A 13,638-nucleotide genomic window follows, 5' to 3' on the forward strand; every position below is an offset into this window, starting at 1 on the left:
GCAGCGTGTCGCCGGACTGCTCCTCGCACCCTTCGCCCGGTGTCGCGGTTGACGCGGCAGACTGAGGCCCATGCTCGACTCCTGGCGCTTCGCAGTGGGCACCCTCACCGCCATCCCGGTGCGGATGCCGCGCAGTGCCGACCGCGACGTCACCGGACCGGCGATGGTGCTCGCCCCGCTCGCGGTCGTCCCGCTCGGGCTGCTCGTCGCGCTCGTCTGTCTCGGTGGTCGCGAGCTCGGCCTCGCCCCGCTGGGCGTCGCCATCACCGCCGTCGGGGCGCTCGCCCTGGGCAGCCGGGCGTTCCACCTCGACGGGCTGGCCGACACCGCCGACGGCCTCACCGCCTCCTACGAGCGCGAGCGGTCCCTCGCCGTGATGCGGACCGGTGACGTCGGTCCTGCCGGAGCCGCGTCGCTCGTGCTCGTGCTCGGTGTGCAGGCCGCCGCGATCGCCGCCCTGCTCCAGCACGACCACGGCCCGTGGCTGGCCGGGATCCTCGTCGTCGTCTCACGCGGCGCCGTGGCGATCACGTGCATGCGCGGGGTGCCGGGAGCGCGCACCGAGGGACTCGGCGCGACGTACGTCGGCGCCGTCCACCCTGCCGTGACGATCCTGGTCTGGCTGCTGCTGACGGCCGCGGCAACTGCGGGGTTCGTGCTCGTCGACGAAGGGTGGTGGCGCGGTCCGCTGGCCGCTGCCGCCGCGATCGTCGTCGTCGCTCTCGTCGTGCACCGCGCTCTCCGCCGCATCGGTGGGGTGACGGGGGACGTGTTCGGCGCCTGCATCGAGCTCAGCCTCGCGGCGCTGCTGCTCGCAGCCACCTGAGGAGTCACTCCCACGCGACCGCGAGTCACTCCCACGGGGTCACGAGTCACTCCCACGGGGTCACGAGTCTCAGAGGGAGAGGACGCGGCCGGCGACGACGAGCAGGACCTCGTCGCACTCGGCGGCGAAACGCTGGTTGACGACCCCCAGCAGGTCACGGAAGATCCGGCCGGAGCGGTGCTCTGGCACGACGCCCAGGCCGACCTCGTTGGTGACCACGACGACCGTGCGCTCGGTCCGGCCCAGCGCCTGCACCGCCTCGTCGACGCGCCCCAGCAGCACCGACTCCCAGTCCTCGCGGACCTGGTCCCAACCGTCCAGCTCGTCGACCTGGCTGGTGAGCCACGTGCCGAGGCAGTCGATGAGCACCGCGCCCTCGCCGGACTCGATGGCCGCGGCGAGGTCCTGCGTCTCCAGCGTCTGCCAGTACGACGGCCGACGCTCGCGGTGCCGCTCGACCCGCGATGCCCACTCGGGGTCGGTCTCGGGGTCCGCCGGCGGACCGGGCGCGACATACGTGACGACGTCCTCGGCCACGACGAGCGACTCCGCGTGGAACGACTTGCCGGACCGCACCCCACCGGTGACCAGCACCTTCATCCGCACACCTCCGCTCGACCTTGAGCGGAGCCTACCCCCGCCGCTGTGCTCCCGGGACCCGCCGGAACGGGACGCGGACGACCCCAGCGGACCGGGGCACCACGGGACCCGCCGTTGCTAGGATGCGCGAATGCTCGGACGGCCTCGTTGCTCCTGCCTGCGACGCGAGGTCTGCTGCCACACACCACGCTTGGAGTGAATCCCATGCCCACGAACGAGCGACCGTCCCGTCAGAGGATCGAGGAGGCCAAGGACGCCGGACGCCGCGCCAGTCGCACCCTCGGGCACCTGGACTACCAACGCCCCGGGTACCCCCACGACATCCATCCCGCCCTCGTCCCCGGCATCTCGATCGACGAGCAGCGGCGTCGCTACCGCCTCAGCCCGCTGGTCTTCGCCGTCGCCGGCGTCTTCACGGTGGCCTTCGTCATCTGGGGGCTCGTGGACTCCGAGGGCGTCTCCCAGGTCTCCAGCGCGGCCTTCGTCTGGTCCACGACCAACCTCGGCTGGCTGTTCAACATCGTGGCCATCGTCGTCCTCTTCTCGCTCCTCGCGATCGCCTTCTCCCCCTACGGACGGATTCCGCTGGGCAAGGACGACGAGGAGCCCGAGTTCGGGACCTTCGCCTGGGTGGCCATGCTGTTCGCTGCCGGCATCGGCATCGGGGTGCTGTTCTTCGGCCCCTCCGAGCCGCTGACGTACTTCACGTCCCCGCCGCCGCTGACGAACGAGGCCGAGTCCACCGAGGCGCTCCACCAGGCGATGGCCCAGACCTACTTCCACTGGGGGTTCCACGCCTGGGCGATGTATGCCCTCGTCGGCGGCGCGGTCGCGTACGCCGCCTACCGGCGCGGCCGGCCACTGCTGATGTCCTCCATCTTCCGCACCCTGTTCGGCGAGCGGCACACCAACGGCGTGGCCGGCAAGCTCATTGACATCTTCGCGATCGTCGCGACGCTCTTCGGCACCGCCGCCGCCCTCGGGATCGCCGCCATGCAGATCGGCACCGGCGTGAGCATCGTCTCCGGCGCCGGAGAGCTGACCAACACCATGCTGGTGGTCATCATCGCGCTCCTGACCGTCGGCTTCATCATCTCGGCGGTCTCCGGCGTCGCCCGCGGCATCCGCTACCTCTCCAGCATCAACATCGTGCTGACGGTCGGGCTGGTCGGCACGGTGCTCGTCCTCGGGCCGACGCTGTTCCTGCTGAACCTGCTCCCCTCGGCCGGCATGGAGTACGCCGGATCCATGGTGGACATGATGGGTCGGTCCCTGTCGTGGGGCGAGGCGACCCAGGAGTTCCAGTCGACCTGGACCGTCTACTACTGGGCCTGGTGGATCTCCTGGTCACCGTTCGTCGGCATCTTCATCGCCCGCATCTCGCGGGGGCGCACCGTCCGGCAGTTCCTGCTCGGCACCATCGTCATCCCGTCCTCGTTGCTGTTCGTCGCCTACGGGATCATGGGCGGGACGTCGATCTGGATGTACCGCGACGGGGCGGAGGGCTTCTCGGCCGACATGGCGCCACCGGAGGTGTTCTTCGCGCTCCTGGACAACCTGCCGTACGCGGGATGGCTGCCCTTCCTCGTCATCGTCGTGCTCTCCATCTTCTTCATCACCTCGGCAGACTCCGCGTCCGTCGTCATGGGCATGCTCTCCAGCCAGGGCGACCAGGAGCCGCGCCGGTGGGTGGTCGTGTTCTGGGGCCTGGTCATGTCGGGGATCGCCGCGGTCATGCTGTCCCTCGGTGACGCCACGGCGCTGGAGGGGCTCCAGCAGCTGGTGATCGTCACCGCGGTGCCGTTCGCCGTGGTGATGCTGCTGATCATCGTGGCGTGGTTCCGCGACCTCCGCACCGACCCGCTGGCGCTGCGTCACCACTACGCGCTCAACGCGATGAGCAACGCCGTGATCGACGGCGTCGACCGGTACGGCGACGACTTCGCGCTGCAGGTCTCCGAGGCCGAGCCCGGCACCGGCGCGGGCTCGGACATCGACTCCACGGACGACACCTACACGTCGTGGTACCGACGCACCGACGAGGACGGAGCCCCGGTCGGCTATGACTACGACACCGGGGAGTGGGAGGACGGCTGGAGCCCGGAGTCGGACACGGCGGCGGACTCCAAGGCGTCCGAGCAGGCTGAGGAGACAGGAGAGGACGGACGCTGACGCCCTCGATCCGCGGTCATCTCGGGCGCGGTCACCGCGAGGGCGGGCGGCCTCACGGTCGACGGAGCAGGAAGACGTCCATCATCCAGCCGGCCTCGGCCTTGGTCCGGGCACGCTCTGCCTGGATCATCGAACGGACCTCACCCACCCGGCCGCTCACCAGGCATTCGTGATCGGTCCCAAGGTCTGAGCCCCACCAGATGTGCCAGTCGTCGAGACCCTCCAGCTCCAGCGAGCGGCTCAGCATGACGAGGACGTTGTCCGCGCCGGCCTCGACAGCCTCGGCCAGCCGCCTGCCCGTGCTCACGACGATGGGCTGGCCCACCTCGTGCAGCACGATGCGGTGCCGAGCCGCCAGCAGCTGCAGCGCCGAGATGCCCGGCACGACGTCCCAGTCGAACGTCACGGCCCCGCGGCGCAGGACGCGTTCGACGATGCGGATGGTGGAGTCGTAGAAGGCCGGGTCGCCCCAGACCAGGAAGGCGACGTCACCCGGCCGCTCGAGCAGCACCTGCTCGTAGGCGGCGGCTCGGGCCTCGTGCCAGTCGGTGACGACGCCCTCGTAGTCGGCCAGCGTCCCGGTGGCCTGCGCCGTCCGGTTCCGCTCGGGGTCACGCACGGGCACGACGTCCAGGTTGGGCGCGTGACGGTCCAGCAGCGCGCGGCGCAGTGCGACGAGCGGGTCGTCGTCACTCTTCTGCGCGACGATCGCGTAGTCCGCCGCGTTGAGGGCCTTCACCGCCTCGACCGTCACCTGGTCCGGGTGGCCGGCACCGATGCCGACGACGCGGACGCGTCGGGGGTCCGTCATCGTCGGATCGACTCGCGAGCCGACGGGAGTGACTCGCGAGCCGACGGGAGTGACTCGCGACCCCGGCGGAGTGACTCGCGACCCCGGCGGAGTGACTCGCGACCCCGGCGGAGTGACTCGCCAGCTCGTGGGAGTGACTCGCGAGGGGGGCGGGTCATGACTCGCGGTCCTCGAGATCGCCCTCGACGTCGAGGTAGACCTGCTGCATCGCGGCCATGGTCTCGGGGTCCGGCTCTGCCCACAGGCCACGGTCGGCGGCCTCGCTCAGCCGCTCCACGATGCCGCGCAGCGCCCAGGGGTTGGACTTCTTCATGAAGGCCTGGTTGTCCTCGTCGAGGACGTACTCCTGAGCGAGCTTCTCGTACATCCAGTCGTGCACGACGCCGGCCGTGGCGTCGAACCCGAAGAGGTAGTCGACGGTCGCCGCCAGCTCGAACGCGCCCTTGTAGCCGTGCCGCTGCATCGCCCCGATCCAGCGCGGGTTGATGACCCGCGACCGGAACACGCGCGCGGTCTCCTCCGACAACGACCGGGTGCGGACGGCGTCGGGCGTCGTGGAGTCCCCGACGTAGGCCTTGGGCTCCACACCGGTGAGCGCACGGACCGTGGCCACCATGCCGCCGTGGTACTGGAAGTAGTCGTCGGAGTCGGCGATGTCGTGCTCGCGGGTGTCGATGTTCTTGGCCGCCACCTGGATGCGCCGGTAGTTGGCGCGCATGTCGTCGGCGGCCGGCTCACCGGACAGCCCACGGCCGTACGCGAAGCCGCCCCACTGCGTGTAGACCTCGGCGAGGTCGTTGTCGTCGCGCCAGTTGCCCGCCTCGACGACCTGCAGGATGCCGGCGCCGTAGGAGCCGGGGGCCGAGCCGTAGATACGGGTCGTGGCGCGACGTTCGTCGCCGTGCTCGGCGAGGTCGGCCTGCGCGTGGGCCCGGACGAAGTTCTGGTCCTCGGGCTCGTCCAGCTCGGCCACCATCCGCACGGCGTCGTCGAGCATCTCGATGACGTGCGGGAAGGCGTCGCGGAAGAAGCCGGAGATGCGCACCGTGACGTCGATGCGCGGCCGGCCGAGCTCGGTCAGGGAGACCACCTCGAGACCGTTGACCCGACGCGACGCCTCGTCCCACTCCGGACGGACGCCGATGAGCGCGAGCACCTCGGCGATGTCGTCGCCGGAGGTCCGCATCGCCGACGTGCCCCACACCGAGAGGCCCACCGAGCGCGGGTGCTCACCGGTGTCGGCCACGTGCCGCTCGAGCAGGGAGTCGGCCATCGCGAGGCCGGTCTCGTAGGCCAGCCGCGACGGAACGGCGCGCGGGTCGACGGTGTAGAAGTTGCGACCCGTGGGCAGCACGTTCACCAGTCCGCGCAGCGGCGAGCCCGAGGGACCGGCCGCGATGAAGCCACCGTCGAGGGCGTGCAGCACCGCGTCGAGCTCGTTCGCCGTGCCGGCGAGGCGAGGGACGACCTGCTCGGCAGCGAACTGCAGCACCTCCACCACGGTGGTGTCGTCGTGCAGTCCGGCGGCGGCACCGGCATCCCAGCCGGCGTCCTCCATGGACTGCACGAGCGCCTTGGCCCTCGTCTCGATCTCGTCGACGGCGCCCACCTGCTCGGCGCCCTCCTTCAGGCCGAGGGCGGCACGCAGGCCGGGCAGCGACCCGGCCTCGCCGCCCCAGACTTGCGAGGCCCGCAGGATCGCGAGAACGAGGTTGACCCGCGCCTCACCCTCCGGCGCCTGGCCGAGGACGTGCAGGCCGTCGCGGATCTGGGCGTCCTTGACCTCGCACAGCCAGCCGTCGACGTGCAGGATGAAGTCGTCGAACTCCTCGTCGTCGGGCCGTTCCTCCAGCCCGAGGTCGCGGTGCATCTCCGCGGCGTGCATGAGCGTCCAGATCTGGGCGCGGACAGCCGGCAGCTTGGGCGGGTCCATCGCGGCGATGTTGGCGTACTCGTCGAGCAGCTGCTCCAGCTTGGCGATGTCGCCGTAGGACTCCGCGCGCGCCATCGGCGGGATCAGGTGGTCGACGATCGTGGCGTGGGCACGGCGCTTGGCCTGCGCACCCTCGCCGGGGTCGTTGACGAGGAAGGGATAGACGAGCGGCAGGTTGCCGATGGCCGCGTCGGTGGCGCAGGACGCGGAGAGGGCGGCGTTCTTGCCCGGCAGCCACTCCATCGAGCCGTGCTTGCCGAGGTGGACGACGGCGTGCGCGCCGAAGCCCCCGTCCTCGGGCAGGTTCTCCAGCCAGCGGTAGGCCGCGAGGTAGTGGTGGCTGGGGGCGAGGTCGGGGTCGTGGTAGATCGCGACGGGGTTCTCGCCGAACCCCCGGGGCGGCTGGATCAGCAGCACGACGTTGCCGGCCTGGATCGTGGCCAGCACCATCTCACCGGCTCCCCCGTCCGGTGATGGAGCGACGAAGAGCTCGCCGGGTGCCTCGCCCCACGCCTCGACGACGTCGTCCATCAGCTCGGCGGGCAGGTGCGACGTCCAGCGGCGATAGTCATCGGGCTTGATGCGGACGTGGCTCTCGGTGAGCTGCGCGTGGGTCAGCCACTCCTCGTCCTGGCCGCCGGCGTCGATGAGCGCGTGGATGAGCGCGTCGCCGGCCTCGGTGTCGTCCGCCATGTCCATGAAGCGGTGCACCGGGCCGTCGGCGGGGCCGAGGTCGTAGCCCGCGTCCCGCAGGCGGCGCAGCAGACGGATCGTGGAGACCGGCGTGTCCAGCCCGACGGCGTTGCCGACGCGGCTGTGCTTGGTGGGGTAGGCGGAGAGCATCAGCGCGAGCCGGCGCTCGGCCGGCGGCGTGTGGCGCAGCCGCGCGTGGTTGACGGCGATGCCGGCGACGCGCGCGCACCGCTCGGGGTCGGCGACGTAGCGGGGCAGGCCGTCCTCGTCGATCTCCTTGAAGGAGAAGGGGGCGGTGATGATCCGGCCGTCGAACTCGGGGATGGCGATCTGGTTGGCGGAGTCCAACGGGGTGACGCCGTCGTCGTTGGCCTCCCACTCCTCGCGGCTGGAGGTCAGGCACAGGCCCTGCAGGACGGGGATGTCCAGCGCAGCCATCCGCTCCACGTCCCACGCCTCGTCGTCGCCACCGGCGCTGGCGCCGCCGGGCGTGGTGCCGCCGGCGGCCAGCACCGTGACGATGAGGGCGTCGAGGGTGCCCAGCTCTGCGTAGAGCTCATCGGGGGCGGAGCGCAGGGAGGAGCTGAAGATGGGGACTCCGACGGCCTCGCCGGTCGCGTCGACGGCCTCGGCGAGCACGTGCGCGAAGCCGGCGTTGCCGCTCGCCTCGTGGGCCCTGTAGTACAGGACGCCGACGCGGGGCTTGCCCTCGTCGTCCGGCTTGGCGACCCGAGGGGCCAGGCCCCAGGCCGGCACGACGGCGGGCGGCTCGAAGCCTTCACCGGTGAGCAGGACGGTGTCGGAGAGGAAGGCGTGCAGCTGGGCGAGGTTGTCCGGCCCGCCCTCTGCCAGGTAGGTGTGGGCGTCGGCGGCGATGCCGATCGGGACGGTCGACATCTCCATCAGCTCGGCGTTGGGCGTCTGCTCGCCACCGAGGACGACCATCGGCGTCCCCAGGTCACGGATCCGCGCGAAGCCCGAGCACAGGTCGCCGGGCGAGCCGAGCACGCGCGCCAGGACGAGGTCCGCCGCCTCGATCGCGGCCCCCATGTCCTGGTGGCCGGCCGACTCCCGCCCGGGGTTGGCGTAGAGGTAGTCGGCGCCGCTCGCGCGGGCCGAGAGCAGGTCGGTGTCGGACGTGGACAGCAGCGCGATGCGGGTCATCGGGTTCCTCCTCGGGGTTCTCGCCCCGGTGGCTGGGAGTCGCCGCGGTCGGTGTCTGGCTGCGACCCGTGTTGACCGGGCCTCACAGTGGCGGAACCGCGCGGGGGTCTCACCCGCTTCCCGTGATCCGCGGCGACGGATCGGGGTCAGCCTAGCGGTCTGCTCAGCGCTGCGCGTCCGCCGTGACGCGCTCGCGGTGCTGGGGCGCGAGGATGCAGTCGCCGCAGTAGCCCCCGCCGGGCAGCCGGTAGTACAGGCAGCAGGAGCGACGCACGAACGGCCGGCCGTGCAGTGAGGTCCCGGTCAGCAGCGGCGTCGCGAACAGCTCGGTGGCCACGCTGCCGGCGGCAGGTGCGAGGTCGGGGCGGGCGGTGACCGCCATCCGCAGGGACCCCATGACCGCGGACGCGACGTTGCCGCGCACCACCGTCTCCGCGAGGCCGTGCTCACCGGTGAGGCGCTCGGCCAGCGGCGCGACGACGTCGGCCAGCACCCTCTCGAGCGCGTCGTCCCACCAGGCGGCTCCCCTCAGCGGAAGCGGGCCCGTCGGGGCGGCGCGCCACTGCAGGCCGGCGGGCGCCGGGCCGAGGAGCCCGAGCAGTCGTGCCCCCAGCGGCGGGGAGAGCAGTCGGGCGAACAGGCCCAGCGACGCGGTCGAGTTCGCGACCCGCGGCTCCACCGTGCTCCCGGCAACCCGCTCCAGCGCGGCCCGGGTGGCCTCGACCCGCTCGGCCAGGGCTGGCCCCGCCACCAGGTCGTCGATGCCTCGCCACGCGCCGGGGGCATCGGCCGCCTCGACGACGAAGAAGTCGCCCAGGGCAGCGACCTCGCGACGGCTGTCGTCCGGGCTCATGCGCTCAGCCACCGGTCCGCCGCTCGAGGAAGTCGACCGTGCGGCGCATGGAGTCCACCCACTCGGCGTTCGAAGGTGTGACCCTCACCCTCGTAGAGGCGCAGCGTGACGTCGGCGCCGGCCTCGGTGAACGACTCCTCGGTGTCCCGAGCCCAGTCCACGGGGCAGGTGTCGTCCTGCTCGCCGTGGATCATCAGCACGTCGGCCTCCACCCGGTCGGCGTAGGTGCGCGAGGAGAGGGAGTCCCAGAAGTCCGGCGCCTCCCGCGGGCTCCCCCAGCGCTCCCGCATCGACGCGACCCGGTCGGGCCGGCTGCGCTCGGTGAACTGGCTCAGGTTGTCCTCGAACCGGCTGCTGACCGAGGCGTGCACGACCGCCGCGTCGACGACGTCCGGGGCGATCGTGAGGGCGTTGAGCGTGACCCCGCCACCCATGGAGCGACCGAACATCGCCACTCGGTCGGGGTCGACGGACTCCAGCTCCCGCAGGGTCTCCACTCCGGCGATGGCGTCCCGCGCGTAGCCCACGCGGAGCTCCTGCTCCAGCGGTCCGACGTCGTCGGAGCCGGCATGCCCGCGGTAGTCCGTGTGCAGCACCACCCAGCCCTCACGGGCTGGGGGTACCTCCCTGCACGGAGCTCTGCGGAGTGCTTGGGGGCGATAGTCCTGCTCGCGCTGCATGCCCTGGCCGGTGACGTAGGCGGCCGGGTCGATGTACCCGTGGTTGAGCACGACCGCCGGGAAGGGACCCTCGCCGTCGGGCACCAGGAGCACCCCGGAGACCCGGACGTCGTCGCTGGAGTACCGGACCTCCTGCCGCGTGTACGGCCCGACGTCCTGCGCGGGCCCGACCCGCTCGAGGTCGCCACCCGTGACCTCGTCGTCGAGGGCAGCACCGAGCGAGGCCGGGTCGTACGTCGGGGTCGGGGTCGGGCTCGTCGTCGGAGTGGGACTCGGCTCGGCGGAGGGCGACGTCGAGGGCGCCGGGTCGGGTTCGCCCGTGCAGCCCGTGAGCACGAGCACGACGGCGAGCAGCAGGACACCGGCTCTCATGCTGCCGATTCTCCGCCACCACGCCGGCGACCGCTCAACGACGAGCCGCTCCCCGCACCCTGGGACGCTCCAGACCGGTCACCGGCTCTCCACCGACGAGATGCTCGTCCACGATGCGTGACGCTTCCGGGACGCCGACCCGGCCGTACCAGGTGTCCTCGGGGTGCACCACCACGACAGGCGCGTGGTTGCACGGGAAGAGGCAACCCGTCTGGGTCACGAGGACGTCGTCGTCGCCGAGCCCGCGGACGGTGAGCGCGTCGTCCAGGGCGGCGGCCGTCTCCCCCGCGCCGCGGGCCGAGCACCGTGGCCCGCGGCAGACGAGGACCTGACGGGCGTGGTCGGGAACGTGCTCCCACGCCGCGGAGGTCAGGGGCGCCTCGCGACCCGTGACCTCTCGCCCGGCCACGTCCACCCGGACGTCGGGGTGACGGCGCGACCAGTCGGCAGCGATCCGGCGCAGCCAGGTGCGCGTCGGCGCCCGGTGGCCCAGGCTGGCCGGGACGAGCGTGACGCTCGTGGCCCCGGTGGCACGCAGGCGGTCCAGCTCGGCGGCCACCGACGGGTCGCGGCCCTGCAGGTGGGCGAGGGTGGCGCCGGTGGCCCACGCGAGGTCGAGCAGGTCGTCGACGTGCCGCTCGGCGTCGACGCCCATCGCGACCATGACGACGGCGTCAGGCATCGGGCGCCCGGCTCGTGCGCCGCCACGTGAGGTGCTGGCGCTCGGCGTAGGCGTCCCGCGCGACGCGCGCCTCGACGCCGTAGACGTCGTCGAGCAGCGTGTCGGTCAGGACCTCCTGGACGCCGCCGGCCGCCACGAGATGACCGCCGTCCAGCACGACGAGCCGGTCGCACGACGCCGCCGCCTGCTCGAGGTCGTGCAGCGCGGCGACGGTGGTGAGGCCGAGGGAGCGGACGGTGGCCAGGAAGTCGATCTGGTGCCCGAGGTCGAGGTGGTTGGTGGGCTCGTCGAGCAGCAGGACGTCGGGCTGCTGGGCCAGCGCACGGGCCAGCTGGACGCGCTGCCGCTCGCCACCGGAGAGGGTGGCCCAGCGACGTTCGGCCAGGTGCTCGATGCGGCCGTGGTGCATCGCCTCCTCGACCACGTCCCCGTCGTCCGGGACCCCCAGGGACCACCGGCCCCGGTGCGGGATCCGCCCCAGCTCCACGACCTGCCGGACGCCCAGGTCCAGGCCCGTCGTGGCGTGCTGCTCCAGGACGGCGACGCGTCGCGCTCGGTCCTTGGCGGGCATGTCGTGCAGGTCGACGTCGCCGAGCCGGACCGTCCCGGCCGTCGGCCGGCGCAGGCCCGCCAGCACGTGCAGCAGGGTGGTCTTGCCCGACCCGTTCGGTCCCAGCAGCCCCGTGACCGTTCCCGCCTCGGCCACGAGCTCGACGTCGTGGATGATCGTCGTGGTCGACGTGCCCCAGGCGATGCCCTCAGCACACAGCGTCGCGTCGCTCACGTGGCCCTCGCCTCCCGCCGCAGCAGCCAGGCCAGCACCGGCGCACCGACCGCCGCCGTGACCACCCCGATGGGGATCTCACGGCCGTCGACGAGCGACCGGGCCACCGTGTCGGCCCAGACGAGCAGGATGGCTCCGCCCAGGGCGCTCAGCGGGAGCACGAGGGCGTGCGCCGGCCCCACCACGAGGCGCACGACGTGCGGGACCACCAGGCCGACGAACCCGATCGCTCCGGTGAAGGCGACCAGGCACGCGGTCAGGAGCGCCGTGCCGACCATCAGGGTCCACCGGGTCCGCTCCACCCGGACCCCGAGCGAGCCGGCCGCGGCCTCGCCGAACGCGAACGCGTCGAGGTGCCGCGTGAAGCCGAGCACCAGGACGCACGCCACGACGGCCACCGCGAGCAGCAGCAGGGCGGTGGACCACCGGACACCGGCGACGCTGCCGAGCGTCCAGGTCAGGACCCGGCGGGCCGAGTCGCGGTCGCCGGAGACGATGACGACGAAAGAGGTGTAGGCCGCGCAGAGCTGGCCGATCGCCACACCGGCGAGCACCGTCCGCGTCGGTGGCAGCACGCCCGAGCGTCCCGCCGCGAGCCCGACCACGAGCACGAGCGCACCGAGCGCTCCCACGAACGCGCCCGACGTCAGGGCGATCGTGGCGAGCACCGTGCCCGTCCCCAGGCCGAGCACGATGACGCTGACCGCGCCGACCGTCGCGCCGCCGGAGATGCCCAGCAGGTACGGGTCGGCGAGGTCGTTGCGGGTGAGCGACTGCAGCACAGCCCCCACGACGGCGAGACCCGCACCGACCGCGGCCGCGCCGACCACGCGTGGCATCCGCAGCTCCCAGACGATCCGGTCGTGCAGCACCGAGACGTCGGGATCGACGAGCCCGGAGCGCCGGCCCACGACCTCCAGGACCGTGCCCACCGGGAGGGAGACGCTGCCGATGCCCAGGGCCACCGCCATCGTCACCGCCAGCACCACCGTGAGCACGGCGACGGGCACACCCACCGACGAGCGGCGGGTGCGGGCCGTGCTCGGCCGGGTGTCGTGCATCAGCCGAGCTCGGCGAGCTGCTTCGCGACGGTCTCGGCGCCCTCGGCGAGCCGGACCCCGGGGGTCGATGCGCTGAACGGCAGCTCCACGTACCGCTCCTGCGCGACGGCCGTCAGCCCGCGAAGGGCGGGGTCGTCGGCGAGCAGCTTCTTCTTCTCCTCGACGGAGGACCACGACGCATCGGCCAGGACGATGACGTCGGGGTCGGCGGCCACGACGTCCTCCCAGGGAACGTCGGCCCACTCGCCGTCGACGTCGGCGAAGACGTTGGTGGCGCCGACGGCATCGAGGACGAGCTGTGGGCCGCCCTCGCCGACCCCGGCGAACGCGGCCTTGTCACCGGAGTCGAACCAGAAGACGTCCAGCCCGTCACCGTCGGCCCGCTCGGTCAGCTCGGCCAGCAGGTCCTCCTGCTCGGCCCGGATCTCCTCGGCACGCTCGGGAACGCCGAAGACCTCAGCCACCGTGTCGATCTCGTCCCACACCGACTCGAACGTCACTGCCGTCGGCGCCTCGTCGTTCCTGCAGCCCAGCGGGGAGGTGTAGGTGCCGACGCCGAGGTCGGCCAGCTCCTCCCGCCCGGCCACCTCCTCGTCCTCGAACGCGCTGCCGTAGGAGGCGTAGACGAAGTCCGGCTCGGCGCTGAGCAGCGACTCCTGGTCCGGGTAGGCGTCGGACAGGACGTCGACGGACTCATAGGCGTCGCTCCATCGCTCGGCGACCGGGTTGTCGAGGTAGGCGGTGCCGATCAGCCGGTCCTGCAGGCCGAGCGCGAGGGCCACCTCCGTGGCGCCCTGGTTCATCGTGACGGCCCGTTCAGGACGCTGCTCGATGGTGGCGGTGGTGCCGCAGTCGTCGACGGTCAGCGGGTAGCCGGCACCGCCGGTGCCGGACTCGTCGGGCGTGGGCGCCCCGGCGCAGGCGCCCAGGAGGGCGAGCGTCCCGAGGGCGATGGGCAAGGAACGACGGGTGGTCGTCATCGGTTCTCTTCTCCGTCGAGGCTCCGG

11 protein-coding genes are annotated in these 13,638 nt (G+C 72.4%); 2 read left to right on the top strand and 9 right to left on the bottom strand.

The window, feature by feature from the left end; genetic code table 11:
- The first annotated feature begins 70 nt into the window (after positions 1-70).
- Positions 71-826 carry an adenosylcobinamide-GDP ribazoletransferase gene (locus ACHAAC_RS03135; RefSeq protein WP_435714473.1) on the top strand — a complete coding sequence of 252 codons (756 nt, stop codon included), beginning with the start codon at positions 71-73 and terminating at the stop codon, positions 824-826.
- Between the two features lie 69 nt (positions 827-895).
- Here the strand turns inward: ACHAAC_RS03135 and cobU are convergent, their stop codons facing one another.
- A complete protein-coding gene (gene cobU, locus ACHAAC_RS03140) occupies positions 896-1,426 on the bottom strand; it encodes a bifunctional adenosylcobinamide kinase/adenosylcobinamide-phosphate guanylyltransferase (protein WP_435714474.1) in 531 nt (176 codons plus the stop codon).
- A 204-nt stretch (positions 1,427-1,630) separates the two neighbouring features.
- Here cobU and ACHAAC_RS03145 point away from each other — a divergent pair, with 204 nt between their 5' ends.
- The gene (locus ACHAAC_RS03145; RefSeq protein ID WP_435714475.1) at positions 1,631-3,598 is read left to right on the top strand and encodes a BCCT family transporter; all 1,968 of its coding nucleotides are present in this window, start codon (positions 1,631-1,633) and stop codon (positions 3,596-3,598) included.
- Positions 3,599-3,650: 52 nt separating this feature from the next.
- Here ACHAAC_RS03145 and cobF read toward each other — a convergent pair whose 3' ends face one another.
- The 8 genes from cobF to ACHAAC_RS03185 form a co-directional block, all read right to left on the bottom strand.
- On the bottom strand, positions 3,651-4,409 hold the full coding sequence (cobF, locus tag ACHAAC_RS03150) for a precorrin-6A synthase (deacetylating) (protein WP_435714476.1): 759 nt from the start codon (positions 4,407-4,409) through the stop codon (positions 3,651-3,653).
- 154 nt (positions 4,410-4,563) lie between these two features.
- Positions 4,564-8,199, bottom strand: a complete 3,636-nt coding sequence (gene cobN / locus ACHAAC_RS03155; RefSeq protein ID WP_435714477.1) for a cobaltochelatase subunit CobN — start codon at positions 8,197-8,199, stop codon at positions 4,564-4,566.
- A gap of 163 nt (positions 8,200-8,362) precedes the next feature.
- Complete coding sequence (locus tag ACHAAC_RS03160) at positions 8,363-9,052, bottom strand: (2Fe-2S)-binding protein (RefSeq protein WP_435714478.1); 690 nt, start codon at positions 9,050-9,052, stop codon at positions 8,363-8,365.
- The gene (locus ACHAAC_RS03165; RefSeq protein ID WP_435714479.1) at positions 9,049-10,104 is read right to left on the bottom strand and encodes an alpha/beta hydrolase family protein; all 1,056 of its coding nucleotides are present in this window, start codon (positions 10,102-10,104) and stop codon (positions 9,049-9,051) included. The genes ACHAAC_RS03160 and ACHAAC_RS03165 overlap by 4 nt, the downstream gene beginning before the upstream one ends.
- A 34-nt stretch (positions 10,105-10,138) precedes the next feature.
- Positions 10,139-10,786: a (2Fe-2S) ferredoxin domain-containing protein gene (locus tag ACHAAC_RS03170; protein ID WP_435714480.1), complete on the bottom strand. Its 648-nt coding sequence runs from the start codon at positions 10,784-10,786 to the stop codon at positions 10,139-10,141.
- Positions 10,779-11,570, bottom strand: a complete 792-nt coding sequence (locus tag ACHAAC_RS03175; protein ID WP_435714481.1) for an ABC transporter ATP-binding protein — start codon at positions 11,568-11,570, stop codon at positions 10,779-10,781. The genes ACHAAC_RS03170 and ACHAAC_RS03175 overlap by 8 nt, the downstream gene beginning before the upstream one ends.
- Positions 11,567-12,631, bottom strand: a complete 1,065-nt coding sequence (locus ACHAAC_RS03180) for an iron chelate uptake ABC transporter family permease subunit (protein ID WP_435714482.1) — start codon at positions 12,629-12,631, stop codon at positions 11,567-11,569. Before ACHAAC_RS03180 ends, ACHAAC_RS03175 begins: the two co-directional genes overlap by 4 nt.
- Positions 12,631-13,611 (bottom strand): ABC transporter substrate-binding protein, encoded by a 981-nt coding sequence (locus tag ACHAAC_RS03185; protein ID WP_435714483.1) that lies wholly within the window; start codon positions 13,609-13,611, stop codon positions 12,631-12,633. The genes ACHAAC_RS03180 and ACHAAC_RS03185 overlap by 1 nt, the downstream gene beginning before the upstream one ends.
- Between the last annotated feature and the right edge of the window lie 27 nt (positions 13,612-13,638).

It is taken from the genome of Aeromicrobium sp. CF4.19, assembly GCF_051262555.1.
GTDB lineage: Bacteria > Actinomycetota > Actinomycetes > Propionibacteriales > Nocardioidaceae > Aeromicrobium.

Bases quoted from the DNA above. Each gene is read 5' to 3' on its own strand.
- cobU (WP_435714474.1), bottom strand. From the start codon at position 1,426: ATGAAGGTGCTGGTCACCGGTGGGGTGCGGTCCGGCAAGTCGTTCCAC.
- ACHAAC_RS03170 (WP_435714480.1), bottom strand. From the start codon at position 10,786: ATGCCTGACGCCGTCGTCATGGTCGCGATGGGCGTCGACGCCGAGCGG.
- cobF (WP_435714476.1), bottom strand. From the start codon at position 4,409: ATGACGGACCCCCGACGCGTCCGCGTCGTCGGCATCGGTGCCGGCCAC.
- ACHAAC_RS03180 (WP_435714482.1), bottom strand. From the start codon at position 12,631: ATGCACGACACCCGGCCGAGCACGGCCCGCACCCGCCGCTCGTCGGTG.
- ACHAAC_RS03160 (WP_435714478.1), bottom strand. From the start codon at position 9,052: ATGAGCCCGGACGACAGCCGTCGCGAGGTCGCTGCCCTGGGCGACTTC.
- ACHAAC_RS03135 (WP_435714473.1), top strand. From the start codon at position 71: ATGCTCGACTCCTGGCGCTTCGCAGTGGGCACCCTCACCGCCATCCCG.
- ACHAAC_RS03185 (WP_435714483.1), bottom strand. From the start codon at position 13,611: ATGACGACCACCCGTCGTTCCTTGCCCATCGCCCTCGGGACGCTCGCC.
- cobN (WP_435714477.1), bottom strand. From the start codon at position 8,199: ATGACCCGCATCGCGCTGCTGTCCACGTCCGACACCGACCTGCTCTCG.
- ACHAAC_RS03165 (WP_435714479.1), bottom strand. From the start codon at position 10,104: ATGAGAGCCGGTGTCCTGCTGCTCGCCGTCGTGCTCGTGCTCACGGGC.
- ACHAAC_RS03145 (WP_435714475.1), top strand. From the start codon at position 1,631: ATGCCCACGAACGAGCGACCGTCCCGTCAGAGGATCGAGGAGGCCAAG.